Below are 25,781 nucleotides of genomic sequence, written 5' to 3'. Positions count from 1 at the left end.
TCTCTCAGCGCGCACAGCGGCATGAGGCGGATGCCGGAGCCGCATCCCCGTTCGATGGGGAAGGGAGCCTGCTCGATTCCGATTCAGAGCCCTAATGGATGCGATGAGAGCCATTCGGCATGGTGGGAACGCAGCCGATCGCGTTCGTCAGTTGTGGTCAGGATGACGTCTGATCCACCGTCGTAGGGATGGTGGATCCGCTCTAGGGCGATATCGGTGATCAGAACGCCAGCGGTGACCTCGTCGGTGACGGCATGCAACAGTTCATCGAGACAGCCACGCTCCCATGGGGTCTGGCCGAAGTACAAGTGCGTGTACGTAATGTACTCAGGATCGGGATCATCGTTGCAGATCGATGTCCAGTACTGAGCTCCTCCCGGTTGCCAGCGCGCGGGAGGGCGGGAACGTTGTGCTGGACGAGGGGTTTGGGACCAATCCGCTGTTATGACGTAGATGACTTGGTCACTGAAGAGTTCATCCAGGATTGTGTTATATCGGTCCAGCACGATCGCATACTCGTTCGCGGTATCGGGATAGCGCTTAGATTCCGGCAGACTGTGGAAACGTATCCATCGATCCGGATAGGCCGATTTCAAAGCATGGGCGATCGGTGGGCACGCCGGCCAGTGTTCTTCCCAGCGACGGAGCAAATCGTCCTCGTGCACCAGGCCATGGTATCCCGCAGGTCTGGTCAGCTCGAGCCGCACCGTCTCGCCGTCATACCCTCCATCCCAGTCCTCGAAATCTGGTGACACCTGGACTTGTGCCCGCTCATGAGCCAGATCAGTGCGTTCGTCGACCGACGCCGCGGTCTTCAGGATCGCGCGCTCCGCGGTATGACAGTTCGTTCGGCCGAGCAGCCCGGTTGACGAATCCTGCTAGCAGCGCCCATAGCTGGTTGGTTGTCGATGGCGACCGTGACTCACATCCCCATCGTCACGTTGTACTCCGCATAGACCTGCGCGATAAGTTCACCGGACTTCGGATTGGCCCAATTGTCCATCCATTCCGAGGTCACCTGCATCCACGTCACCGGCACCACACCGGCCTGAACCATTCGTCGCACCGCACAATCATGCGCTTGCGCAGACATATCTCCCGCGGCGTCGAGGACACCGTAGACCTCGAATCCCCCACGCAACGCGTGCAGAGCACTGAAGGTCATACACATCGAGGTCCACAGCCCGCTCAACACCAGCTTGGGTCGCCCGGCAGCACGCACCGCGTCCAACGTCGCCGCGTCGGCCAAGGCGTCGAAGCCGGGAACCTTGCGAACAATGACCCCACTGCCGGGTAGCGCAGCCGCGATATCGGCGCGGAACTCACCGTTACCGGCAGGATTCAGCGCTGTCAGCACCGCGGGCACCTCGAGAATCCGGGCCGCGTGGGCGAGCGCTAGCGCGGCACGGTGGACGTTGTCGCGGTCGCGTCCGCTCATCCCGTTGTACATGTGTGGCTGGTAGTCGATCAGCAACAGCACGCTGTTGTCGGCACTGAGCGCATCGATCGGAACCCACGTTTCGGGCATAGCTGACTCGCTCCTGTTCGACAGTGGTCCTCCCGGGTCATAGCGCTCCTGACGTTAAGCCGGATTCGACCACCACCTCCGCAAACACGTCCGGCTGGTGATTCGTCGTGCCCGATGAACAACAGCGCATGACTTTTGGCTTGGTGCGGGTGCCGGGGCATCTACCCGGGACAGCCTCGTGACCGCTTCGCTCGGTGCGCCCAGCGGCAGATGCGGACGTTTGGCACGCATGAACGCGCACTAACCGGCTCAGGACCGGCGGGTGATCACAGGCCGAGTCGTCGACCACGCGCCACAGACAGCACCGCCGCTCGACTATCTCCAGCCCTCGAGTCTTCCCGGACCCAGCCCTGCGCGGAACCGACCGATCCAGGAAGCTAGGAGACGCGCTCCATACCCCCCGTTGTAACACGCTTGTAGAGGCCCATCCGGAACGCGGCTGTCTGAACGTTGTTCTGTCCATCGCATTTGTCTGCAGTGACATAGATCTGCTTTTCGAGCTCGGGCAGACCATGCTCGTCTTCGGGCGGACGAAGGAGATACAGCACGTCCGGTCCCTCCAGGCTGGCGGGGCCGTACTCGAAGGTCGGGCCAGAGTCGTCACCTTCCACATCTACCTTCCAGGTCGCGATCCCCTTGACGAAGTCGATCTTGAACTTGGCCTCGTTCTCTTTCTGGTTCTCGGAGCGGTTGGTGCCCTGGTACTCCATGGTTCCCTCATAGCTGGCGGTATCTGCTGGACCGGTCCACGACCGCAGCGTGGCCCCACATCCCGACTCGGCCTGGGCCGGTGCCGGGGCGGCGGCGAGCGCGAGGGGAGCGGCGAGAAGCAGGACGGTAGCGTGATGGAAATATCGGACGGTCATGATCGCCTCCTGGGGTTCGCGGAGCGGGACTCTCCCTCAGTACACGCTCTGCTGGTACTCGCTTCGGTTAGACATGCGCGCGCGAGGTCTTCCCTGGCTGGTAACGGGTCGTGGCGCGATGGCGACGATGATCGGTTTCTTGCGCGGGGCTGGCAGGCACGCATCTCGGCAGATCAGTGCGTTCGTCGACCGGCGCCGCGGTCTTCAGGATCGCGCTCTGCGGCATGACAGTGCGTTCGGTAAAGGCTCGGCCGCCTCAACTCCTCGTCCATGTCCCCGGGAGCAGTTCAATGACTTACCGGAAGTGGTCCGGGACGGCACTAGGGTTGGCGGTGGGATTCTCAAAGGAGGCGGCATGCGACGCGGAGAAGTCTGGTGGGTCGAGTTCGACGAGCGGCGCCCTGTGGTGTTGCTCGACGGCGACGAGTCGTCGGGCTTCCAGACGTTGCAGGTCGTGCCGCCATCGGGCATCGATCTCGGCGGATTGGGCATCGAGGTGCAGATCGGTGCGATTGAGGGGGTTCCGTATCAAGGCGTGGTACGGCTCGCATTCCCGAATCCGGACGTCGTCTTCTGTACTTGGCTGACCACCGTCTCCGCGGAATCGCTTATTGCACGGGCAACGGTGTTGACGACGGCCAAGCTCGACGAGATCGATACGGCCTTGCGGCTATCTACCCAGCCCCGGGAATCACCCCCCGAGGCGATGGCCAGGCTCGACGAGATCAGGGATGTGCTGCGACGGGGCGGGTTCCGGGACTGACTTACCCACGGCGTCCTGCATTCGGCGATACCGTGCATACGGTCGGCTGCGGCTCGCACGGTCCGAATCAACCCGTAAGCGGTTGACGGGTGGCGCTGTGGGCTGAGCTTTCCTCAACCTGGCGCGGAGCGGGAACTCAGATCGCCGAGGCAGTACTCGTATCCGGTGGCGCCGTCGAAGTATGTCCTCTCGGTGCCGGCGACGCTGCAGCTCATCTGTTTCTCATCGATAGGGAAACGGTCGAGCACTACATAGTCCGCGGCGGCGTCGGAGCAGGACACCTTGATGAAGTTACCGCTGCCACGCGTTCTCAGGCAGTCCCCCTTCTCGAAGGGGTCCTCGAACAGAATCCCACACGCCGCGGCGAACAGCATCAGCAACAAGAGTGAAAAGACACGCGCAGTGCGCATTTGGAACCTCCCAGGTGGGACATACTCCGCCGCAACCTGATTCGTGCGCAAGGTAGCACAGGCGGACCCAGCGATACCGCGGTCCGCCCGTTCAGCGGGCATAGCGCGCCTGGCACAGCTAGGAGTGCCCGCACATCGGCATTTGAGTGCGTTCATCGGCACCTGTCCGCGACACTCGGGATAGCGCGTCGCGGCATGAACGCGCACGCCCGCGGCAGATCCCCTGCCAGGCGTGACTCGCTCACGATCCGGTACGGCGTGTCCCGGTCGGTCCGCAACCGAACGACGCAATCCGATTCCCCCGTAGCGCACCGATTCCGCAGACCCCGCCATTGCGTTCTTCGCAGCCACGACAACACCGAGGTGCAACCGCCTGCACTAAATCTCGCGCTCAGTGCGATGTACGGCACCGGACCAAGATGTGGCAGCTTCGGAGCACAGATCCACCGGCTCGGCCGAGGGGCGTCGTGGCGCTCAAGCTTCTGCCGGTTCTCCATTCGGCGTGAGTGCCCGGCGGGCCAGCACCAACCACCGAAGTTGTTGTCGCTCTTCGACGTCTTCGGCCGGCGCGGTGGCCAGCAGCAGGATCACATCGTCGCTGGTGACGTCGGAATACAGCGCGCCGGTACCGTGTGCGAGCACGACCAATCGATCAACGACGGCGCGACCGCGCGTCTGTAACTCCAGAAAAGGCGCCTCGACCACCTCGGCGGCGGCGAACCGGAAAAGACGCTCCTGACTCATGTCGAGCACCACACTGCGCAGGAGTGCGATCAACTCCTCGAAGGCCGAGCCCGGATTCGCTTCGGCCCGGGCTAGAGAGGCGGCCAGCGATTCGCCGATTGTCGTCGAGAGCTCGTCCACGATCGCATCCATCAGGTCTTTCTTGGTCGCGAAATGCCGATACAGCGTGCCCACCGCGACGCCTGCGGCAGCGGCGAGTTGATCCATCCCGACGCCGGGCCCATGACTGATGACCAGTTCTCGTGCGGCGGTGACGATCGCCTGTCGATTGCGGAGCGCGTCCGCGCGCTGGGGTCTACCCCTCATCGGTTCCTCCTGGCCCTTGCGCACAACATGAACTATTGGTTCACTTTAATGTGAACTTCCCGTTCATATTAGGAGATTCCGTGAGCAAGTGGACTACCGCCGACATGCCCGACCTGACCGGAAGGGTTGCCGTGATCACCGGAGCAAACACCGGCCTGGGCTTCGAAACCGCCTCAGCACTGGCAGAACGCGGCGCAGAGGTCGTGCTGGCCTGTCGCGATCGCGGCAAAGCCGAGGCCGCTGCCGACCGCATCCGAGCCAATGCATCCAGGGCAGCGATCGATACCGCTGAACTCGATCTCGGTTCCCTGGCGTCCATCCGCGACGCGGCCACAGCAATCAGCTCGCGGCACAGCCATATCGATCTGCTGATCAACAACGCCGGCGTGACCGGGCTATCCGGAACCACCGAGGACGGATTCGAGGTGCAATTCGGCATCAACCACCTAGGGCACTTCGCTCTGACGGGACTGCTACTGGACCGCATCACAGCCGCTGGCGCAGCACGGGTGGTCACTGTCAGCAGCATCGGCCACCGGTTCGGTCGTATCGATCCCGACGATCCGGCGGCACCGATCGGAAACGCCTACGGGAAATCGAAATTGGCGAACCTTCTGTTCACCTACGAACTCGATCGTCGGCTCGCCGATACCTCCGCAATGGCCCTGGCCGCCCATCCCGGTGGTGCGAGTACAGACGTCTTCCGCTACTCACCGGCGGCGTTCCGATTGCCGAATCTGGCGATCGCCCGACTCTTCGGCCGGACGCCCGCGATGGGCGCGCTGCCGACACTGCGCGCAGCCACTGACCCGAACGCAGCGGGAAGCGAATACTACGGCCCCTCAGGACTTTTCGAAATCCAAGGTTATCCAGCTCTGGTGCGATCGAGCCACGCCTCACGTGACGATCGGCTGCAAGGGCGGTTGTGGGAGGCCTCCGAGCGGCTGACCGGAGTGAAGTATCCGGCGAAAGCCGATGCTAACTGAAATAGGCATGGGCTCCCTGCCCGCGGCCGGCAACCACTCTGCCCGTTGATCTTCCGTGCACCGACTCTTGGCGGGTTCGAGTCGCGCGCGGCATGCGCGGACGCTCATCAGCCTGCCGTTGAGCTGTCTATTCCCAGCTTCCGAGCAAGGTCGGGCGGGTCGGGCTGTTCGTGCACAGTCAGCAGTAGATGGTCGAACTGCGTACGAACCTTGACCGGGGCACCGTCGAAGCCATCCACCACCGCCAGGAGTTGGCAGCCAGCACCCGCAGTTTGGTGTTGGTTTCCTGCGAACGCCGATGAACTCTGCCCGTAGATCTCCCGCAGCCTCTTGCTGATCCCTTCGAACCGCGCGGGTCATGGCGCGGCCCAAGTCGACGCCGACGCCCGCGAACAGAATGTTTCGTCAAGAATCTGCCTCACCGCCATACCGCTCGGCTATTCGTAAGCGGGGTACCCGCCCGTGTTGAGCAGGCCGGCGAGATGGGCCGCGTTGCGCGCTGTCGCCTTCGTCGCCGAGGCGATGGCGTCCGGGACGGAATCGAGGTCCTTGTAGTCGACGCTGCCCATCGCCTCGCCGTTCCAGTAGGTGCTGCCCTGGGCGGGAATGGTGAATCCGATGTCGTTGAGGGCCTGGAAGAGGTCGCCGGTGATCTTGTGTGCGCCGTCCTCGTTGCCGACGACGGCGACGATCCCGACTTTCCCGACCATGGAGGGGCGGCCGTCCTCGTCGGTTTCGGACAGTTCCGCATCGAGCCGTTCCAGCACGCGCTGGGCGACCGAGGACATGTGCCCGACCCAGGTCGGTGTCGCGACGAGCACGATATCCGCGGCCAGGATGCGTTCCCGGATCGTGGGCCATTGGTCGCCGGAACCCTCGTCGATGCTGACACCGGGATGTACGTCGTAGTCGACTACACGCACGATTTCGCCTTTGACATCGCTTCCGGCCAAGGCGTCCAAGACGTGGCGGGCGATGAGTTCGCTGCTGGATTCGGAAGGGGACTTCTGCAAGGTGCAGACCAGCGCGAGTGCGGTGGGAGCGGCCATGATGTTCGTCCTCCTGGTTGGTGGTCAGCGATCGGAGAAGCGGGTCTTGTCAGAGAATCGGTCGTCCGCCCGTGACAGCGACCCGTGCGCCCGAGATGTAGCTACCGTCCTCGGAGGCCAGCAGCACGTAGGTCGCGGCGAGTTCGGCGGGCTGACCCGCCCGGCCCAGCGGAGTGTCGTCACCGAACTTCGACACCTTCTCCTGCGGCATCGTCGAGGGGATCAAAGGTGTCCAAATCGGGCCCGGCGCAACACTGTTCACCCGGATCCCGCGCTCGCCCAGCAACTGGGCCAGGCTCGCGGAGAAGTTCGCGATCGCCGCCTTCGTCGCCGCGTACGGGGCCAGCGTCGGCGATGGCATATCGGAATTGACCGAAGAACTGCCGATGATCGAGGCGCCGGCGGGCATGTGCGGCAGCGCCGCCTTGACCAGACGGAAGTAGGCGCCGACGTTCACCTGGAAGGTGTGGTCGAACTCCTCGTCGCTGATTTCCTCGATGGTCTCGTGAGTCATCTGGTAGGCGGCGTTACTGACCAGCACGTCGATCTTGCCGAACTCCTCGACGGCGCGATCGATGACGGCCCGGCAGTGACCCGCGTCGGCCAGGTCGCCAGGGACGAGCACCGCTTTGCGACCGGCCTGCTCGACCAGCGCGGCGACTTCCTTGGCGTCGTCGTCTTCGCTCAGGTAGGAGACCAGCACGTCGGCGCCTTCGCGGGCGAACGCGATCGCCACCGCCCGTCCGATCCCGCTGTCGGCGCCGGTGATAACCGCCGCCTTGCCGGTCAGCTTGCCCGACCCGCGATAGCTGTTCTCACCACAATCCGGGACCGGGTTCATCCGGGCCTGGACACCCGGCACCGGCTGCTGCTGTTCGGGAAAACCCATCGTGGACTCCTCCTCGCCGATCGACGCCAACTCTTGGCCGACTACCGCGATTCATCTCCGGCAAACACACCACGCGAGGCCAGGACACCGCAGAGCGCATCGACAACGGTCGCGCGACCTTTTCGGTCAGGAGCGATTAGCCGGCGGCGGTCTTGGGTAGCGCGTCACTGTACGGCCCATGGACAGCGAGGAGAATCATGGTTTCCCCCGACATCATCGCCCAGCTTCGTCAGGACATCACCACCGCCGAAGACGCCGGCGATCAGGCCGCCGCCCAACGCCTGCGCGCGGATCTGAACGCGGCGCTCGAAGAGACCGAGGGCGGCTCTACGACAGATCTGAGCGGCACCGGTGCCGCGCCACAACCGGCCGACCTGCCCGGTTCCGACCCGGAAAACCTCCAGAACTGACCGGCTGAGTCAGCCACGATCCCGAGGAGCGCAGATGCCCAAATCAGCATCGGACCCCCACCTCAAAGACCAGGAACTCTATGAGGATCTGCGTCGGCAAGGTGACTCCAAACAGAAGGCGGCGCGCATCTCCAACGCCGCCGCGGCCCAAGGTCGCAAGAGCGTCGGCAAGAAGGGTGGCCGTGCGGGCAGCTATGACGATCGCACGGTCGAAGAACTCCGCAAGCGGGCCAAGGAACTCGGTTTGCGCGGTTATTCCGGCAAACGCAAAGACGAGTTGATCGACCAGCTGCGCAACCACTGACGGGAGGGACACATGAATTCGATGGACCCCGACCCCGCCAAGACCCCGGACCTGGAGCCCGGCGGTGGTGTCGCGCCCGGGGCGACACCACCGGAAACCGCACAGACCTCGGGGCTCTCGGCACCCGAACCGGCCACCCGCCATCGCTTCCCCCTGGCCGGCATCGGGGCGATCATCGGAATCATCGTCATCGTGACACTGTTCGCGGCGGCCGCGGTCGGACTGATCGCCATGATTGTCTAGCCGCCATACCCACTGGCTACTACCCGCCGCTGGAGCCTGCGATGCTGCCACGTCGCGTGAATTGGTGCTGGTTGTCCCCTGCACACTGCTCCGCGGAGCTCGCCACCGGCCCGATCTCGGTGGATTAGTTCATCCCGCCAACTCGACTACGTATATCCGCGCGCTGCGGCGCGCAAGCACAGCTTCGAGCTGGTCGATTCCCTCGAACTCGTTGCACAACAAGAACAGATGGCGTCCCTCGGGGCCACCGAGCGCGCACGAGAAGCACGGCAGGTCGGTCTCGACGCGATGGGTGATCTCTCCCCCCTCGAGCACCCGAACCACCGCTCCCGCGACGGCGCTGTCATCGTCCGGATCGGGTATATCAGCGGTTTGGCACCAGATGCCGTTGTCGGCATCGATGCAGATCCCGTCCGGTCCCAACCCTTCGGCCCAGGTACGTCGACCCGACAACGACCCGTCGGCATCGATGTCGAACGAGGTGAGCCGTCCGGCGAATGATTCCGCGACCACGAGCCGTGAGCCGTCGGGGGTGATCACCATGCCGTTGGGGAACTCGATGTCGGCTGCGACGTCGCGCGAGCTGCCGTCAGGAGCGATCAGCCGGATCCAGCCGGGTTCGGGCGCCCCGCCGCCCAGGAAGTCGAAATCAGCGCCGTTGACATAGACATGACCGGCCGAGTCGACGACGAGTTCGTTGCCGCCCTGGGCGCTGTACTGCGTGGTCGTCCCGTCCGGTTCGACTCGGGTCAGCGTCTCTCCTGACACCAAGAGCCGGCCGTCCGGGAGCCAGTCGATCGACCAGCCCATGGTGGCGCGACCGGGCGCGACCACCTCGGTTCGCCCGTCGAGATCGACCGCGACCACCTCACCGCTGCCCCAGTGAGCGAACCACAGCCGGCCCTCGTGCCAACGCCCGGATTCGACCATGGTCAGGCCTGCCACCAGAAGCCTCGGCGGTGGGAGCAACTCGGCGGCGTTATCTCGGTCCCCGGGCTGGATGGTCACAGTCGCGATGGTAGTTGGGACGGCATCGTCCAGCGCGAGCTTCGTTACGGAAGTTGCCGTGGCCCGGGCGCCACGCCAGCAATATCGCGAGTCGACCACGTCCTGCGAGCGTCATCTGCGTAGCGGTCACAGGTGTATCAAAATCAGTGGACGATGTTATTGCGGATCCCGCCATTGCTGGAATTCCCCCTTCACCCCGAGACAGGATGGGCAAGCCCGGCGGCGCACACCGAAGCACTGCAAGTCGCCTCGGCGCGCCACGATGCGCTCAACCCATCAGGCCAGCCCTGCGGGGCCGGACACTCCTTCAATAGCCGCAACCTATTGCAGTAGTGAGGATCGACATGTCCAGTTCTCGAGTGCCAACGCCCCGAGTCCCGCGACGCAACGCGGCAGATCCTTACGACGACATCGAACCGTGGCTGGACAAGCTCGCCGGACTTTCCCTGAATTGTCCCGAACGAGCACGACTGCGGGAAGTGATCATCGGCAAGTGCCTGCCGCTCGGAGAACACATCGCCCGCCGCTACTCCGGTCGTGGCGTCGAGTTCGACGATCTGTCCCAGGTCGCGGCGGTAGGCGTGGTCCTGGCGGTAGACCGGTTCGACCCGCACAACGGTGCGTCGTTCCTGTCGTTTGCAATCCCCACGATCATGGGTGAGGTCAAGCGACACTTCCGCGACCACGCCTGGGCAGTGCGAGTACCGCGCGCGGTGAAAGAACTACAACAACACGTCACGGGCGCAGTTCCGCAACTGTTCCAGCAGTTCGGACGCCAACCCACCGCCCGCGAGCTGAGCGCGCATCTGGATGTCGACATCACCGAGATCACCCAAGCGCTGATCGCCGGCAACTGCTTCAGCACCAACTCCCTCGACACCTTGCTACCCACCGACGGCACCGGGGACACCTCGACGCCCCTGGGCGAGACGCTGCCCGTGGAAGAAAAGGGATACACCCTGGTCGATGACGCACTATCTGCCGCACCGCTACTGAGCGCTCTCGCCGAACGCGAAATAGCAGTGCTCGCAATGCGCTACGGGCAAGACAAATCGCAGTCGGAAATCGGTGCGGCCCTTGGCGTTTCCCAGATGCAGGTTTCCCGGATCCTGTCGCGCACGCTGCAGCAACTCCGCGATCAAACCCAGAGACGTTGATACCTCGAACGAGGTGACGCGGACGAACTCACCAGCGGACCAATCGTCAGGTCAGCGGTTGACGTCGGCGGCCAACCCACCGAGTTCTTCACTGGCGATGAACACCGACCGCACGTTGAGCAGCGCTTCCTCGACATCGATGGCGCAGCCCCAGGCCGCGTCGCCCCACGAGTCGGCGATCTTGATCTCGGCCGATGCGGTGCAATCCTCGGGCCCGCCGAGCTGGCAGCGCTCGGGGCGCTTCGGCGCGGCGCGAAGGTGAAGTCGAAGAAGGCTTCTCGCGCTTGCCGAACTGCACCGAAACGTCCCTACCGCGCCAACGACGATCTACCCTATCCCCCCTCCCCGGCCAGGTTTATGGCAAAAGCCCAGTTCCGAATCCACTGAGCGCTCCCGCGTCATAAGGGCTCGTGAAAGCCACGAGTAGCGAGGCTTAACGACTCGACATCTCGCCATTAGCTCTGTCAGGGGGTGAGCCGAATCGGTCAGCGAACAGATTGGTCGGCGTCCTTGATCTGCGCGAGAGGGCGCGTGCTGTGGGCGGTGACCACTGCGATGAGGCTGGCAACGACAACACTGAGCAAAGCCGGCAGCGGACCGAAGCGCTCGATCAGATAGGCGACGACGGGCGGAGCGCAGAAGAACGCGCCATAACCGATCCACGAAACCACCGACACCCGTATCGCAGCATCGGCCGTCTCGTCAGCGGCGGCGCTCATACCGACCGGGAATCCGAGCGAGGTCCCCAGACCCCACAGCGCACAACCGAACATGATCAGCACCAGATGGTTGCTGTAGATCACCAACAATGCGCCGCCGATGACCACTACAGCGAGCACCCGCAGCGTGACCGCACGGCCCAGGCGCTCGATGATCACGCTGCCCCCGCCACGTCCCAGAGTGAGCGCGACGATGAAGATCGCGTATCCCAGCGCTCCGATCGTTTCGGACCGGTGATGGCCGTCGACGAGCGCGAGCGCGAGCCAGTTGCTCGCGATCCCTTCGCAGAGCGCGAACGCCAGCACCGTCAGCCCGATGAACACGGTGCGCGGTTCTTTCCACGCGTCGATGAGCGAGACTTTCCCGTGTTGCGCGTCGGCCCGCGACGACAAATCCGCCTCTGGACCACCGCGGGGCAGAGAGGGAGCCGCAGAAAGTACGCCTGCGACGGCGAGTACCGCGGTGAGAATCAACTGTGTCGCCACCGAGACCGACGTCGCGGAGGCGATCACCCCGGCGCCGCTGCCGATGATCGTGCCCAGGCTGAGGCTGGCGTGCAGCATCGGCAGCAATGGCCGGCCGCTGTGTTTCTCCAGCCGCCCGCCCGCGACGTTCATGGCGACGTCCCACAGCCCGATGCCTACGCCGTAGAGACCGAGTCCGAATGCGACGACGGGTGCGGTAGCGCCTACCAGACCACTGATCATCGCGATCAACGCTGTCGTCGTGCCCACCGCACCGAGCAGCAAAGCCTTTCGAGGCCCCACGCGGGCGACAAGATGTCCACCCAGCGGTAATCCGATCAGCGTGCCGATTCCCGGGGCGAGCAGTAGCACGCCCATCTCGGCTGTGGTCAGGTCGAGGGTGTCGCGCGCGGCGGGTACACGCGACACCCACGACCCGAGGGTGAGGCCGTTGACCGCGAACACGATCACAATCGCGGCGACCGCCCGTCCCTTACCCCGCCACCGGTGTCCACGGTCAAACATGTTGGTGGGCCGTCTCATTCGATCGAGTATGACCAGTCGTGAGTGGCATCGCGTCGATGCGAGACTACGCCCGCTGCGCGGTGGCGAGATAGCCGCCGAAGCCGATAAACGCTGTGCCGGTGAGTCTATCGAGAGAGCGGTGAGCGCGAGCGGTCATGGCGAGCGTGCCCAACAATCCACCCAAAACCGTGTAACCGACGGCAGACACGGCCTCGATGCCGATGTAAGCGGCGGCCAGAATGAGCAGCAATCCGCCGCAGTCGATGTCGGAGGTCAGAAACTGCGGCAAGAACGCGGCGAACAGCAACATCGCTTTGGGATTGGTTGCGGCGACCACAACTTCTTGACGCATCGCCCGCCACACTCGAATTCGAAGAGGCAGAACCTCCCGTTCAATGGCGCGATCGTTGGTACCGAGCTCGCCTCGGGCGCACCACAGCAGTCTCAGACCGAGATAGATCAGGTAGACGGCGCCTGCCCATTTGACGATGACGAACGCTACTGCCGAATGAGTGAGAACCGTACCCAAGCCGGAAGCCACCGCAATCGCCATCATCGCGAAAACGGCGAACCGCGCGAGAAGCGCGAACGCGGCCGCCGCAACGCCGTAGCAGACCGCATTACGTGCGCTCAGCAACTGGTTCGGGCCGGGTATCAGCGAGAGGGCGCAGGCCGCGGGAACGAACGCGGTCCAATCGATCATCTGCCACTCCTACCAGGTTTCGTTGATCGTCTCTTTTCGTACGGTGCACGCAGCCGTGAGACCGACAACCGTTGGTTAGCGGTCACTCGTCGAGAAAGTGGCATCGACAGCGGCCGGGAGCCAACCGTCGGCTATCGCCCACGGCTAGAAATCACACCTGATCGACCGCCCGGCTCAGCGCCTGCGCCGACCTGCTGATGACCACGAGCCCGAACGTGCTCGTCTACTCGGCGCTGGATGAGTGGCGCCGACAGATGGGCCGGCACGGACACGAATTACCGGGTGCCGCACTCGATATCGCAGGCAACTCGCCGAGGCTGCGACGCTCACCGCGAGGTATTTCGGTGCGAATGCGGTCATGAACCGATCAAACCCCGCCCCGGGCACGCCGCTCGACACTCACCGGAGAGGGTTTCCGGTCGGCGGTGTCGGGCCGGACATGTCCCGTCCGACCCGATACCTTCACGCTATTCCCGGCTACCGATCATGCTGATGGCCGGCCTGCCGCGCCTCGTCCACATTGGCCTCGGCGCGCGCCTTCTCCGCTGCGGCTTCCTTGCCCGCGGCTTCTCGCTGAGACTCGGCCTTGTCTTGCTGGGCTTGCCCCTCACCCTTGAGGTTCTCGTCTCCGGTGACGACGCCGGCGGCCTCCTTGGCTTTGCCCTTCACGTCTTCGACGACACCTTCGACTCCCTCGCGGGGTCCACTTCCATGCTCTGACACAGTCATTCACCTTCCGGCACGGCGACAACACCTGACATCGGCCGCATACCCGCGGTCGTTGGCGTCAATCGGTACACGTTGCCCTGACCGTGAATGGGGATAACTCACCTCGAGTGTGATGTCACGAGGTAGCAATAAGCATCGCGGCCATGAGCAGCGATGCCACGTGCGTAGTCAGGACCGGACGGGTTGCATGATCTCATTCCACCACTCGGCCAGCGGGCTGGGCTCAGGCCACTGCACCACTGCAAAATCCTCGGAATCGGCTATGTTGCCGGCCTTTTGGCGCGGGGTCGTATGGGAGGGATGGTGGCCTCGGCGGGCCCGCACAGATGTGGTCACGATTCTTCTCCGGTTCTCGGTCGAATAAGTTCTCGCAACAGTGCCTGGCGACGACAGATAACCTCTGCCATCTGGCATAGATGATTTTTTAACATCGACAGCAGGTGAGCGCAAGACCCGGGCGGCCGCACTCGAAGAGCAGATACGGGACGAAGAAGTGGATCGTTCGCGGCAGGTCTGCGACCCCAGGAGTGCAGTGTCACACTCGCCGCGCGGACTGCGCGTCCTCGATCGCGCCCTTGTCCGCGTCATCGAGTTTGCGGGTGTCGCGCGGCTCGGCGAAGGGCTCCACGTGTTCGGGCAGTCCCCCGGCGATGGCTTTGCCGTGATCGAGTTCGGCGTTGATCTCGGCGCCCAGCAGCAGGGCGATGTTGGTCAGCCACATCCAGACCAGGAAGATCACGACACCTGCGAGCGCGCCGTAGGTCTTGTCATAGGACGAGAAGTTGGCGACGTAGACCGCGAACAGCACCGAAACGACCAGCCAGATCAGAACCGCGATGACACCGCCGGGACTGATCCATTTCACGCCACCCTGTTTGGCGTTCGGACTAGCCCAGAACAGGACCGCGAGCAGCACCGACACCAGGATGAACAGCACCGGCCACTTGGCGATATTCCAGACCGTCACCGTGGTTTCCCCGACACCGAGGAACTCCCCGATCTGCTGGGCGACCGGTCCGCTCGCGACGACGATCACCGCGCTGATCAGCAGCAGGACTACCGCGAGAACGGTGACACCGAGCCGGATCGGAGTGGTCTTCCAGAACGGGCGTCCCTCGCCGATGCCGTAGATGACGTTGGAGGCACGCATGAAAGCCGCCACATAGCCCGACGCCGACCACAGCGCGACCGCGAGACCCACTATCGCGCCGAGCCCGGCGGAACCCTTGTTGGACTGCGCCTGGGTGATCAATGTGCGCACGAACTCGGCACTCGAGCCGGGCGCGATCTGCTGTGCCTGATTCATCAGGTCCTCGGCGGCGTTCGGACCCAGCAAGCCCAGCAACGAAACCAGCACAATGAGGCCGGGAACGATCGAGAGCACCGCATAGTAGGTCAGCGCGGCGGCCAGATCGGTCAGGTTGTCGCGCTGGAACTGCTTGGCGGCCCGCTTGACCACCGCCAGCAGCGAAGGCTTCGACAACTCGGCCGGGCTGCTCGGCTCGTTCGGATCGAGATCGGGACGCGCTCCGGTGGGGGTGACCCCCACACCCTCATCACGGGTCGCCCGGAATTCGCTGCCCTCGACCCCGTCAGAGGTTGGGCCGCCGCGGTCTGCTGCCATTCGGTTCGCCTCACTCGGATACTTCTCCATCGCATGCGCGATAGAACGTCACGCAGATCCGCTGTGCCCGAAGTGATGGCAGGTAAACATCTCTCGGGCTCAGGACCGATCGCAGGCCTCCCGCACCCGCGGACCGACGCAGGATTCGCGGGCGACAGCGGGCGTATTGCCTAGCGCCGCAGTTATATTCGCGATCACCGCGCATTCGACCACCTGTCGATCCCGGCGCGAGTCCGGACGGTAGACGGCGGCGAAACCGCTCGGGGATCGCGCGGATATTGCTCGAGCACCGGCGCGTCGAAGCCAAGGAAGGCCTGGCTCTTACCGATCAGCGAGGCCACTGACGGTAGAAGACTCGTCAGAGGGCGGGGTCGAGCACGATCTTGACCGCGCCGTCGGCTTTGCGCTGGAACAAATCGTAGGCCTCGGGCGCGGCATCGAGCGGCAGCCGATGGGTAGCGAACGTCTGCACACCCAAAGGGTCATCATCCCCGAGCAGCGGCAGGATGTCATCCACCCAGTGCTTCACATTGGCCTGCCCCATCCGTAACTGAATCTGCTTGTCGAACAGCACACGCATCGGCATCGGGTCGAGCATGCCGCCGTACACACCGATCAGCGAGACCGTGCCGCCGCGGCGCACGATGTCGATCGCGCTGTGCAGCGCGGCCAATCGGTCGACGCCGGCGACATCGGTCACCTTCTGCCCCAGTACATCCGGTAGATAGCCGGCTGCGCGTTGCGCGATCGAGGCGATCGGGGAACCGTGCGCCTCCATGCCCACCGCGTCGATGACCGAGTCGGTCCCCCGCCCCTCGGTCAGCGCCCGGACCACGTCACCGACGGGCTGATCGATCGCGGTCAGATCGATGGTCTCGATCCCGTGTTCAGCGACTCGGCGCAACCGTTCCGGCACCAGATCGACGCCGATGACCCGAATCCCACGGTGGGCAGCCACCCGGCAGGCCATGTCACCGATCGGTCCTAGACCCAGCACGGTCAGCGAGCCGTCCTTGGGCACCGCCGCGTATTCGACCGCCTGCCACGCAGTCGGCAGCACATCCGAGAGATAGAGGAAACGGCTGTCGGGCGGGCCCTCGGGAACCTTGATGTGGGTGAAGTCGGCGTGCGGGACCCGCAAGTATTCCGCTTGCCCGCCAGGAACCTGGCCGTAGAGCTTCGAATAGCCGAAAAGCGCAGCCCCGCTGCCTTGTTCGCGCACCTGGGTGGTCTCGCACTGGGTGCTCAACCCCTGCCCGCACATGAAACAGGAACCACACGCGATCTGGAACGGGATCACCACCCGGTCCCCCACCGCCAGCTCGCGCACGCCGGGGCCGACCTCCTCGACCACACCCATCGGCTCGTGCCCGAGAATGTCACCCGGGCTCATGTAGGCGCCGAGCACCTCGTAGAGGTGCAGGTCCGACCCGCAGATGCCGGAGGAGGTCACCCGGATCACCGCGTCGGTCGGCGCTTCGATCCGCGGATCGGGCACGGTCTCGACGCCGACCTTGCGCTTGCCTTGCCACGTCACTGCCTTCATGTTCGCTCCAAACTGTCAGCTACCAATAGGGACAGGGCCGTCTCAGCCCTTGCGCGCGCCGCGCAGCAGCCGGATCACCGCTCGCTCCACGATGCGCTGACTCTCCTGGTCCGAGTCCGCGGCCGCCGCTCTGCGCACGGCCGCCGAAATCGTCGAGCCCCGCTCGAAGGCTTCCAGCACCCGCGGGTCGACGTAGGATTCGCGCGCGACAGCGGGCGTATTGCCCAGCGCCGCTGCAACATTAGTGATCACTTCGCGTTCGACAGCCTGTCGCGCCCGGCGCGAGTCCGGGCGGTCGGCGGCGGCAAAACCGGCAGCGGCGAGCACGGTGCCGTGCCAGGTCCGCAGATCTTTGGCACTGCAGTCGCACTCGGCCAGTTCCCGGAATCGGTCGTTGATGTCCTCGGCGTGCAGCTCGCCGTAGCGCGCGCCCTGCCGGTAGACGAGCAGCCGCTGCGAACCGGATCGGCTGCGACGCAGCGAGCGAATGGCGCCGGCCAGATCCGGATCCGCGATGCGCACCCGCCGCCGGATCCCGCCTTTTGCCAGGTAATCGAACTGCATCTCGTCACCCGAGAGGCGCACCTGTTCGCGCAGTAGAGTCGCCACGCCACGGGTGCCGTTCTCCTCGGCGTAGGACTCCCCGCCGACCCGGAACACACCTCGGTCCACCAAGCCCAGGGCGACGGCGGTCACCCGCTCCCGGTCCAGGCCGGTGCGGCGCAGATCGGCGTGAATCCGCTCGCGCACCACGGGCAACCCCGCCGCCAGCTCCAGAACGCGATCGAACTTCTCCTCGTCCCGATCATGACGCCATCTCTCGTGGTAGAGATACTGACGACGCCCAGCGGCATCGACACCCACCGCTTGAATGTGACCGTTGAGGTGCGGGCAGATCCACACCTCGCGCCAGGCGGGCGGGATCACCAGGGCGCGGATCCGATCGAGCGTCTCCGCGTCGGTGACCCGCTCGCCCGCGACGGTGGCATAGCTGAAGCCACGACCACGACCCACGCGCCGGATACCAGGTCCGTAGGGCGTACTTCGCCGCAACCGCATCGTGCTCCTCTATGACGTCGTCCAAAGGGCCCGCGATCGAGATTCCCCTCAGGCGTCCCGGCAAACGAGCCCGCGAGCTCCGCCACCGCCGGCAAGTCGCCGATCAGACCAGATCACGGGGTATTCGTCGATGCCAGTTCTGGGAGTACACCCGCTTTCGTGCCGTCCGCGGATCGGCCGACGGCGCTTCCAGTTCGAAGGCATCCAACTGGGCGTCCACCACGAATTCTTCGGCGGTACAACTCAATACGGTGTTCGTGACGACCTCGGTGCGCCACTCGTCGCGCTCCAACCGGCGCACCGTGCGGGTTTCGCCGCGCACCGAGCCGACATCGTTGTGGCGCGAGCTGAACCACTCTGTGGTCGCGCCGCGCACGAGGGTTCCGACCTCGTCGAGTGCGAGGGTGCCTTGGTCGTTCTCGATCTCGAGGGTGGAGACGCCGCTGGCCAGGTCGCGTTCGACCTTCCAGTGGTGCTTGCCGGGTTCGATCTGGGCGGCGGCGGCTTCGGGTGCGCCTTCGGGGGGATCGAAGGGGCGCAGCCGATCGTCGTCCGCTCGGGCCGGGCGGTGCGGCAAGGTCAGGGCGCTGCGCCCGGTGGTGATCGTCAGCATCGCCGGTTCCGGTGAGGGCCATGCCAGCGGCCAGTACGACGAGGACACCGACAGCCGGATCCGATGCCCGGGCGGGAAGGAATGTGCCAGGCCGTTCAGCGGCACGCGCACCCGGTACACCCGGCCCGGCTCGAGCGGCTCCGGCGCCGCGCTGCCGTCCCGATGGGACAGGTTGAGCAGGCCATAGGTCACCCGGGTCGCCTCGCCGTTGGGCGCGACATCGGAGAGCCGGGCCGCCACCATCGCGTTCGGCCGATCGGCGGTGATCTCGAGGTCGAGCGCCGGCAGGCCGAGGACTTCGAAGGTCTCCGCCAGCGCGTCGGTTTCGAAGACCAGGGAACCGCCGTCCTCTTCCCGCTGATCCGAGGGCAGGTCCGGTGTTGCCGCATACGATGCCCACTTGCCCGCGAACATGCCGACACTCAGCGGCGACTGCACCGACAACGTGCGCGGTTCCTCCGCGCCGAGGTCCTCGGACAGGGAATGTCGGCCGAGCCCGAATCGGCGCGGCGCGATATCCGGTGCGGGCCACTGTTTTTCGCCGACCCAGCGGCCGGGCCGGTCGGCGTAGGACGGGTGTGGCGAGATGCTGTCCTGCATCCAGGCGCGCAGCATCGGCTCGTCCATGATTCCGGTCTCGCGGCCCTTGAGCCAGTGGTCCCACCAGCGGACCATCTCCTGCAAGAACCCGATCGCCGGTCCGGGCACACCCAGATGCGGGTACTTGTGACCCCACGGGCCGATCAACCCGCGACGCGGCACCTGCAAATGCTCGAGCAGTCGGAAGATCGCGTTGGTGTAGCCGTCGGCCCAACCGCCGACAGCCAGTACCGGGCATTGCACGGCGCTGTAGTCCTCATTGACCGAGGCTCGCTTCCAATAGTCGTCGCGATGTTGATGCTCGAGCCACTGCTCGATCCACAAACCGCTGCCCGCCAGGCGTTCCCGCCACATCTCGCGCCACCGGTCCCCCACGATCGCGGGGTCCGGCGGCAGGCTGTTGAACGCGAACATCACCGTCGCCTCGGACAGATTGTCCGAGAGCAGGCAGCCGCCCATGTAGTGCATGTTGTCGACGTAGAGGTCCTCGGTGGCCGAAGCGCTCACGATCGCCTTCAGCGCGGGCGGGCGGCGGGCCGCGACCTGCAGACTGTTGAAGCCACCCCAGGAGATGCCCATCATGCCCACGTTGCCGTCACACCACGGCTGCGCGGCCAGCCATTCGATGACGTCGCAGGCGTCGTCGTGCTCGGCCTCGAGATATTCGTCGCGCAGTACGCCCTCGGAGTCACCGCTGCCGCGCAGGTCCACGCGCACGCAGACGTAGCCGTGGCCGGCCAGGTACGGGTGGTTGACCGAATCGCGCGCGCGGGTGATGTCGCGCTTGCGGTAGGGGATGTATTCGAACACGGCGGGCATGGCCTCGTCGGTCACCGGCCGCCACAGCCGAGCCGCCAGGCGCGTGCCGTCGCGCATCGGGATGAAGACGTTTTCGGTGGTTCGGACCTCGTAGGGGAACGATTCGACCGTGTGCACTCAGGCGACCTCCTCGAATTCGAACGGCAGGGCCTCGAGACAGTCCTGGTAGCGCTGCTCGAGGGCGTCGTGATCGGCGGCGCCGATGTACAGGGTGGCGAGTTTGTATCGGTAGCTGTCCTGGTCGGACAGTTCCGAGAGGCGGTCACCGACCGCGACATCGATCTGGACCACCGTGCCCGGGAAGCGCTCCCGCAGGGCGGCGATCTCTTCCGGTCCGGGGATTCGGGTCACTACGCCGTCCTCGTATCGGGGCACCATGCACTGCGCCGCGACCGCGAATTCGCCCTCACGGTGCGACATTTCGGGTCGGCGACCCAGGGCGACGTCGATGGCGACGGAGTGGTTGGAGACGCCGTCGACCTTGGCGAACAAGTCACTGTGCGACTGCGAGATACGGGTGTTGATCTCGATCAACCACAGTTTCCCCGTTTCCTCGTCCCACATGAATTCGGAGTTGAAGCAGCCGTTGTCGTATCCGGTGTGACGCAGATAGCGCTCGGTGATCTCGATCATCTGCTGCTGCACCGGCTCCGGCACCGTCGCGGCGGGATAGTCGAGGTGGGAGAAGCTGTGGCCGGCGGCGTCCTTGCGCATATCGAAGACGCCGTGCACGTGAAACTCGCCGCCGAACATCGACCCCTCGGGGGCGGCCTGAACACCGGTGACGATCTGTTCGGCCAGGCAGGTTCGGCCGCCGGCCGCGCGGACCTGCTCAGGCACATCCACATGGGCCAGGGCCTGATCGAACGGGTCAGCGATCCGGCCGATCTCGGCCCGGATGCGCTTGGTCGCGGCGGCGAACTCGTCGGGCGTGGACACCTCGAACCCCAGTTGCGAGGAGTGGGATTTGATCGGTTTCACCCAGAACGGGAACGCCACATCGATCGTGTCCAGGGCATCGGGATCGAAGGGATCGAAGGCACTGAACTTGGGCACGCACTCAGGTACCGATTCCTGCTGCAGCACCCGGCTCCACAGCTTGTGCTCCGATCGGAGCACGCTCTCCAGGCTCGGCGAGGGCAGGCCGCGCTCGGCCGCGAGAATCGGCACGATCACGCTGGTCGGAAAGTCCCAGTGGACGATGATCGCATCGACCGCGCCGTCGTGTGCGCGCAGTTCGCTGCGGGCGCGGTCGAGCAGATCCTCGAAGTCGAATTCCTCAGCTCCGACCAAGGTCTCGTAGTCCAGCAGTTGATGCAACCGCATCCCATCGGGCAGATCGACCGTGTCGATCTCCCCGCGCTGCAGGTCGGTCAGGGCAGGAACGAAAACACTCTTCGTCATAACTGAGGGCTAGCCGCGCCGCACGCTCTGAAACACTCGCTGGTCACCACGGGTCGGCCCGGCTTCGGGGTTGACCGGCCACTAACTGGCACGTTGCGGGATAGGTGCCGCTGGATCGGTTGGCTCGAGAGGAGAGATGGTCGGCGACTTCGCGTGTCGCCGACCATCGGTCGACCGGATCAGGCGAGGTCGAAGCGATCGTTCTCGGCGACCTTGACCCACGCGGCCACGAAGTCGCGGACGAAACGCGCGCCCGCGTCCTGCTGCGCGTAGACCTCGGCCACGGCGCGCAGGACCGAATGCGAGCCGAAGAGAAGATCATTGGCGGTCGCGGTCCACTTGGTCTCGCCGGAACGCCGGTCGACCCCGTCGTACACGTTCTCCGCCGTGCCGGACGGCTTCCACTCGGTATTCATATCGAGCACGTTGACGAAGAAATCGTTCGTCAAGGCGCCCGGGCGGTCGGTGAAGACGCCGTGCGAGCTGCCGCCGTAGTTGGCGCCGAGCGCACGCAGGCCGCCGATCAGGACCGTCAGTTCTGGAGCCGTCACATCGAGCATGTATGCCCGGTCCAGCAGCAAGCGCTCCAGCGGAGCCTTCTCCCCCGTGCGCACGTAGTTGCGGAAGCCGTCGGCCCGCGGTTCGAGCACCGCGAACGACTCCACATCGGTGTTCTCCTGGGTCGCGTCGGTTCGTCCCGGCCGGAAGGGCACCGTGATGTCGTGGCCGGCCTCCTTGGCTGCCTTCTCGATGGCAGCGGAGCCGGCGAGGATGATTACGTCGGCGAGCGAAACCTGCTTGCCGCCCGCGCCGTTGAAGTCCTGCTGGATCTGTTCCAGGACGGGCAGTACCTTGCCCAGTTCCGCGGGTTCGTTGATCTCCCAATTCTTTTGCGGTTCCAGCCGAATCCGGGCACCGTTGGCGCCGCCCCGTTTGTCGGTGCTGCGGAAGCTCGCCGCCGACGCCCAGGCCGTCTTGACCAGCTGCGGGACCGACAGACCCGATTCCAGGATCTTGCCCTTCAGGGCGGCGATATCCTGCGCGCCGATCAGTTCGTGATCGACAGCCGGCACCGGGTCCTGCCACAGCTGCGGCTCGGGCACCCACGGTCCGAGGTAGCGGCTGACCGGACCCATATCGCGGTGCAGCAGCTTGTACCAGGCCTTGGCGAACGCCTCGGACAGCTCCTCCGGATGCTCCAGCCAGCGGCTGGTGATCTCCCGGTAGACCGAATCCTCGCGCAGCGCCAGGTCGGTGGTCAGCATGGTGGGTTTGCGGGCGGGCCCGTCGAACGGATCCGGGATGCTCGCTTCGGCGTCCTTGGCGGTCCACTGCCAGGCCCCGGCGGGGCTCTTGGTCAGTTCCCACTCATGGCCGTAGAGGTTTTGCAGAAAACCGTTGCCCCACTTGGTCGGAGTCGAGGTCCAGACGACCTCAAGACCGCTGGTGATGGCGTCCTTGCCCTTGCCGGTGCCGTAGGTGCTCTTCCAGCCCAGGCCCTGCTGCTCGAGTGGTGCGGCTTCGGGCTCGGGGCCGACGAGATCGGCGTCGCCCGCGCCGTGGGTCTTACCGAAGCTGTGGCCGCCGACGATCAGGGCCGCCGTCTCCTGGTCGTTCATGGCCATGCGCCCGAACGTGTCCCGGATATCGCGCGCCGCGGCGACCGGATCCGGCTGGCCGTTGGGCCCCTCCGGATTCACATAGATCAAGCCCATCTGGACCGCGCCGAGCGGACCCGACAGCTCGCGCTCGCCGCTGTAGCGCTCATCGCCCAGCCAGGTGTCCTCCGGGCCCCAGAAGATCTCCTCCGGCTCCCAGATATCGGGGCGGCCGAAGCCGAAACCGAAGGTGTGGAAGCCCATCGACTCCAACGCCACGTTCCCGGCGAACACCAGCAGGTCGGCCCAGGAGACGCTGTTGCCGTACTTCTGCTTGACCGGCCAGAGCAAGCGGCGCGCCTTGTCCAGGTTGGCGTTGTCGGGCCAACTGTTGAGTGGGGCGAAGCGCTGCGCGCCCTGGCCGCCGCCGCCGCGTCCGTCGGCGATGCGGTAGGTGCCCGCGGCATGCCAGCTCATCCGGATGAACAGGCCGCCGTAGTTGCCGTAGTCGGCGGGCCACCAGTCCTGCGAATCGGTCAGCACCGCCGCGACGTCGGATTTGAGCGCCTCGACATCGAGCTTGGCGAATTCTTCGGCGTAATCGAAATCCTCGCCCAGCGGGTTGGCTTTGGACGAATGGGCGTGCAGTACCGAGACATCGATCTGCTCGGGCCACCAGTCCGCATTGCCGCGCGGACGCTGGTCGGTCTTGGGGGTCGGGGACGGGATCGCCGGATTCTCGCTCTCGCTCTCGCTGCGAGTCTCGGTGCCGGGAACCGGTGGACGACTATCGGATGTCACAACATTCCTTCCTGAAGGGGTGGAGCGGGCTGCTCAGGGCCGGGGCGATGTCGCACAGTCAGGACACAGACCCCAGTAGATGACCTCGGCTTCGTCGATCGCGAAACCGTGGTCATCGGAGGCGGTCAGACATGGGGCCGCACCGATGGCACAATCGACATCCGCGATGACCCCGCACGTCCGGCAGACGAGGTGATGGTGGTTGTCGCCGACGCGGGTCTCGTATCGCGCCACCGAACCGAAGGGCTGGATGCGCCGGAGCAGGCCGACGGCGGTGAGCGTGTGCAGCGAGTCGTACACCGCCTGGTGCGAGACCGCCGATAGGCGCGATCGCACCGAGCGGATGATCGAATCCGTATCGGCATGCGGGTTTTCGTGGACCGCGTTCAGCACCGCCACACGCGGCGCGGTCACACGCAGTGAAACTTCCCGCAGCATCTGCTGGAAATCCGTGGCCGTGGACACCCTCGAAAGTCTCGTCCGCACTCTTGAACGAGTCAAGGATTCTCGGTGGAACCCTGATCACCACGGCGATTCAGCTTCCGACCCGACCGAAACCCGGTTCACGAGGCCAGTTTTCACCGCCACCCCGCGATCACTCGTTCACCGCCGAAGGCACTCGGCGGAGTCAGCGCTGGAAACAGTACCGTGGCGGCAGGCTCCGCCAGGTAGCCTGGCGCTCGGCGTTCTGAAGCGGACAACTCGCCGGCACCTTCGGCGAATAAGCTGACCAGGAGGTTCGTTGCAAGCAGTGGCAGAGCAGCTGGCCACCCTCGCTGCCGAGAGCGAATTGACCGTAGCCGTTGCGGAATCGCTCACCGGGGGCAATCTGTGCGCCGCCCTCGGCGCGGCGTCCTCCTCCGGCGACTGGTTCCGCGGCGGCATCGTCGCCTACTCCCGCACCGTCAAACACGACCTGTTGAAGGTCCCACCGGGCCCGGTGGTCTGCGAACCCGCCGCCGTCGCCATGGCCGACGGTGTCCGGGCCCTGCTCGACGCCACCCTTGCCATCGCGGTGACCGGCGCCGGTGGCCCCGACTCACAGGATGGCGAACCACCGGGCTCGGTCTGGTTCGCGATGTCCACCCCGAACGACACCATCGCCGAACACCGGCACTTCGACGGCGAACCCGGGAAAGTCCTCGACCAGACCATCGCCCACGCGCTCGATCTTCTGCTCACCGCCGTGAAAGCCCGGGCCGCCTGACGGCTGCCAAGACAGAGCAAGGTAAGCGACCCACCCGGTCGGCATCGCTGGACTCTTCACCAAACTGACCCGTTCCATCGGCTTCTGCCAGACATCGTGTAATGGAGCCAGATCAGTGGTTTCGTCGGCCGATGCCTCAGCCCTCGGGATCGCGCGCTCCGCGGCACCATCGCTCACTCGTACTGATTAAGTCAGCGCGGGGCACATCAGCCCTGAATGTGCGGTGCAGGAAGCGCCGCTTCGTAGAGGCCGCCCTCTACAAAGGGGCGCCCCAAGTGGTGCAGGACGCGCAGGCAGGTGTCTATCTCGGCAGCGGTGAGTTCGCCACCGACATCGCGCAGGACAGCATGCTCGCGGGCGATGGTCGCCGCAATTACCTTCTGCCCTTCCGGGGTCAGCGCGATCAGGGGTGAGCGTTGATGGCGCGGGTTGTCACGCGTCTCGACCAGATGCGTCGCGTGCGCATCGTTGACCATGCGCTGCACGAACTGGCGACTCAACGCCAAAGTTCGTCCCATCTGCGGAACGGTCGCAGGCCCGCTCACGTCGAGTAACTCGCAGACTGCACGGACGCCGACCGACAGGCCCTGCGGCAGCGCCTCCTGCTCGATCCTGCGATAGACGTGGCGATAAAGGACGCCGACCTGGGCGAAGACCTCCCGCAGTCGTCGGGCGAGTTCATCGGGTGTCAGAGGATCGGCCACAC

The 25,781-nt window shown here is 65.1% G+C and carries 26 protein-coding genes; 7 read left to right on the top strand and 19 right to left on the bottom strand.

The window, feature by feature from the left end; genetic code table 11:
• Nucleotides 1–83 precede the first annotated feature (83 nt).
• The 3 genes from AB0H76_RS09620 to AB0H76_RS09610 all read right to left on the bottom strand — a co-directional run bounded on the left by AB0H76_RS09620 (nt 84) and on the right by AB0H76_RS09610 (nt 2,394).
• A complete protein-coding gene (locus AB0H76_RS09620; protein WP_357319809.1) occupies nt 84–665 on the bottom strand; it encodes a hypothetical protein in 582 nt (193 codons plus the stop codon).
• Nucleotides 666–922: 257 nt separating this feature from the next.
• The gene (locus AB0H76_RS09615) at nt 923–1,528 is read right to left on the bottom strand and encodes an isochorismatase family protein (RefSeq protein ID WP_357319806.1); all 606 of its coding nucleotides are present in this window, start codon (nt 1,526–1,528) and stop codon (nt 923–925) included.
• A 377-nt stretch (nt 1,529–1,905) separates the two neighbouring features.
• Nucleotides 1,906–2,394, bottom strand: coding sequence for a hypothetical protein (locus AB0H76_RS09610; protein WP_357319803.1), 489 nt, complete (start codon nt 2,392–2,394; stop codon nt 1,906–1,908).
• Nucleotides 2,395–2,749: 355 nt separating this feature from the next.
• On the opposite strand from AB0H76_RS09610, the gene AB0H76_RS09605 reads away from it, so the two are divergent.
• Nucleotides 2,750–3,157 carry a type II toxin-antitoxin system PemK/MazF family toxin gene (locus AB0H76_RS09605; RefSeq protein ID WP_357319800.1) on the top strand — a complete coding sequence of 136 codons (408 nt, stop codon included), beginning with the start codon at nt 2,750–2,752 and terminating at the stop codon, nt 3,155–3,157.
• Between the two features lie 113 nt (nt 3,158–3,270).
• Here the strand turns inward: AB0H76_RS09605 and AB0H76_RS09600 are convergent, their stop codons facing one another.
• Both AB0H76_RS09600 and AB0H76_RS09595 read right to left on the bottom strand, forming a co-directional pair.
• The gene (locus AB0H76_RS09600) at nt 3,271–3,567 is read right to left on the bottom strand and encodes a hypothetical protein (RefSeq protein WP_357319797.1); all 297 of its coding nucleotides are present in this window, start codon (nt 3,565–3,567) and stop codon (nt 3,271–3,273) included.
• 474 nt (nt 3,568–4,041) lie between these two features.
• On the bottom strand, nt 4,042–4,641 hold the full coding sequence (locus tag AB0H76_RS09595; RefSeq protein ID WP_357319794.1) for a TetR/AcrR family transcriptional regulator: 600 nt from the start codon (nt 4,639–4,641) through the stop codon (nt 4,042–4,044).
• Between the two features lie 56 nt (nt 4,642–4,697).
• On the opposite strand from AB0H76_RS09595, the gene AB0H76_RS09590 reads away from it, so the two are divergent.
• Nucleotides 4,698–5,603: an oxidoreductase gene (locus AB0H76_RS09590; RefSeq protein ID WP_357319791.1), complete on the top strand. Its 906-nt coding sequence runs from the start codon at nt 4,698–4,700 to the stop codon at nt 5,601–5,603.
• A gap of 437 nt (nt 5,604–6,040) precedes the next feature.
• On the opposite strand, the gene AB0H76_RS09585 is transcribed toward AB0H76_RS09590, so the two are convergent.
• Nucleotides 6,041–6,652 carry an NAD(P)H-dependent oxidoreductase gene (locus AB0H76_RS09585; RefSeq protein WP_357319788.1) on the bottom strand — a complete coding sequence of 204 codons (612 nt, stop codon included), beginning with the start codon at nt 6,650–6,652 and terminating at the stop codon, nt 6,041–6,043.
• A gap of 49 nt (nt 6,653–6,701) precedes the next feature.
• Nucleotides 6,702–7,541 carry an SDR family oxidoreductase gene (locus AB0H76_RS09580; RefSeq protein ID WP_357319785.1) on the bottom strand — a complete coding sequence of 280 codons (840 nt, stop codon included), beginning with the start codon at nt 7,539–7,541 and terminating at the stop codon, nt 6,702–6,704.
• Between the two features lie 197 nt (nt 7,542–7,738).
• Here AB0H76_RS09580 and AB0H76_RS09575 point away from each other — a divergent pair, with 197 nt between their 5' ends.
• Genes AB0H76_RS09575 through AB0H76_RS09565 form a run of 3 tightly spaced genes read left to right on the top strand, consistent with a single transcriptional unit; the run spans nt 7,739 to nt 8,498 of the window.
• The gene (locus tag AB0H76_RS09575) at nt 7,739–7,951 is read left to right on the top strand and encodes a hypothetical protein (RefSeq protein ID WP_357319782.1); all 213 of its coding nucleotides are present in this window, start codon (nt 7,739–7,741) and stop codon (nt 7,949–7,951) included.
• A 34-nt stretch (nt 7,952–7,985) separates the two neighbouring features.
• Nucleotides 7,986–8,255 carry a Rho termination factor N-terminal domain-containing protein gene (locus tag AB0H76_RS09570; RefSeq protein ID WP_357319780.1) on the top strand — a complete coding sequence of 90 codons (270 nt, stop codon included), beginning with the start codon at nt 7,986–7,988 and terminating at the stop codon, nt 8,253–8,255.
• 12 nt (nt 8,256–8,267) lie between these two features.
• On the top strand, nt 8,268–8,498 hold the full coding sequence (locus tag AB0H76_RS09565; RefSeq protein WP_357319777.1) for a DUF6480 family protein: 231 nt from the start codon (nt 8,268–8,270) through the stop codon (nt 8,496–8,498).
• A gap of 129 nt (nt 8,499–8,627) precedes the next feature.
• On the opposite strand, the gene AB0H76_RS09560 is transcribed toward AB0H76_RS09565, so the two are convergent.
• The gene (locus AB0H76_RS09560; RefSeq protein ID WP_357319774.1) at nt 8,628–9,506 is read right to left on the bottom strand and encodes an SMP-30/gluconolactonase/LRE family protein; all 879 of its coding nucleotides are present in this window, start codon (nt 9,504–9,506) and stop codon (nt 8,628–8,630) included.
• A gap of 344 nt (nt 9,507–9,850) precedes the next feature.
• Here AB0H76_RS09560 and AB0H76_RS09555 point away from each other — a divergent pair, with 344 nt between their 5' ends.
• Entirely contained in the window at nt 9,851–10,663 is an 813-nt protein-coding gene (locus AB0H76_RS09555) for a SigB/SigF/SigG family RNA polymerase sigma factor (RefSeq protein ID WP_357319771.1), read from the top strand.
• A gap of 485 nt (nt 10,664–11,148) precedes the next feature.
• On the opposite strand, the gene AB0H76_RS09550 is transcribed toward AB0H76_RS09555, so the two are convergent.
• From AB0H76_RS09550 to AB0H76_RS09505, 10 genes are all read right to left on the bottom strand, one after another.
• Entirely contained in the window at nt 11,149–12,390 is a 1,242-nt protein-coding gene (locus tag AB0H76_RS09550) for an MFS transporter (RefSeq protein WP_357319769.1), read from the bottom strand.
• Between the two features lie 46 nt (nt 12,391–12,436).
• Nucleotides 12,437–13,075: a LysE family translocator gene (locus tag AB0H76_RS09545; RefSeq protein ID WP_357319766.1), complete on the bottom strand. Its 639-nt coding sequence runs from the start codon at nt 13,073–13,075 to the stop codon at nt 12,437–12,439.
• A 477-nt stretch (nt 13,076–13,552) separates the two neighbouring features.
• Nucleotides 13,553–13,798 (bottom strand): CsbD family protein, encoded by a 246-nt coding sequence (locus tag AB0H76_RS09540; RefSeq protein ID WP_357319763.1) that lies wholly within the window; start codon nt 13,796–13,798, stop codon nt 13,553–13,555.
• Nucleotides 13,799–14,339: 541 nt separating this feature from the next.
• On the bottom strand, nt 14,340–15,428 hold the full coding sequence (locus AB0H76_RS09535) for a YihY/virulence factor BrkB family protein (RefSeq protein ID WP_357319761.1): 1,089 nt from the start codon (nt 15,426–15,428) through the stop codon (nt 14,340–14,342).
• Between the two features lie 358 nt (nt 15,429–15,786).
• Complete coding sequence (locus tag AB0H76_RS09530) at nt 15,787–16,974, bottom strand: zinc-dependent alcohol dehydrogenase (protein WP_357319758.1); 1,188 nt, start codon at nt 16,972–16,974, stop codon at nt 15,787–15,789.
• Nucleotides 16,975–17,016: 42 nt separating this feature from the next.
• Entirely contained in the window at nt 17,017–18,033 is a 1,017-nt protein-coding gene (locus AB0H76_RS09525; protein WP_357319755.1) for a DNA topoisomerase IB, read from the bottom strand.
• Between the two features lie 103 nt (nt 18,034–18,136).
• On the bottom strand, nt 18,137–20,182 hold the full coding sequence (locus tag AB0H76_RS09520) for a CocE/NonD family hydrolase (protein ID WP_357319752.1): 2,046 nt from the start codon (nt 20,180–20,182) through the stop codon (nt 18,137–18,139).
• A complete protein-coding gene (locus AB0H76_RS09515; RefSeq protein ID WP_357319750.1) occupies nt 20,183–21,469 on the bottom strand; it encodes a hypothetical protein in 1,287 nt (428 codons plus the stop codon). It lies immediately after the preceding gene.
• Nucleotides 21,470–21,648: 179 nt separating this feature from the next.
• Nucleotides 21,649–23,868, bottom strand: a complete 2,220-nt coding sequence (gene katG / locus AB0H76_RS09510; RefSeq protein ID WP_357319747.1) for a catalase/peroxidase HPI — start codon at nt 23,866–23,868, stop codon at nt 21,649–21,651.
• Nucleotides 23,869–23,901: 33 nt separating this feature from the next.
• Nucleotides 23,902–24,333: a Fur family transcriptional regulator gene (locus AB0H76_RS09505; RefSeq protein ID WP_357319744.1), complete on the bottom strand. Its 432-nt coding sequence runs from the start codon at nt 24,331–24,333 to the stop codon at nt 23,902–23,904.
• Between the two features lie 277 nt (nt 24,334–24,610).
• Here AB0H76_RS09505 and AB0H76_RS09500 point away from each other — a divergent pair, with 277 nt between their 5' ends.
• The gene (locus AB0H76_RS09500) at nt 24,611–25,075 is read left to right on the top strand and encodes a CinA family protein (protein ID WP_357319743.1); all 465 of its coding nucleotides are present in this window, start codon (nt 24,611–24,613) and stop codon (nt 25,073–25,075) included.
• Nucleotides 25,076–25,281: 206 nt separating this feature from the next.
• Here the strand turns inward: AB0H76_RS09500 and AB0H76_RS09495 are convergent, their stop codons facing one another.
• Entirely contained in the window at nt 25,282–25,779 is a 498-nt protein-coding gene (locus tag AB0H76_RS09495) for a MarR family winged helix-turn-helix transcriptional regulator (RefSeq protein ID WP_357319740.1), read from the bottom strand.
• Between the last annotated feature and the right edge of the window lie 2 nt (nt 25,780–25,781).

Source organism: Nocardia sp. NPDC050712, assembly GCF_040654295.1.
Classification (GTDB): domain Bacteria; phylum Actinomycetota; class Actinomycetes; order Mycobacteriales; family Mycobacteriaceae; genus Nocardia.
This window is presented reverse-complemented; position numbering and strand designations above follow the sequence as displayed.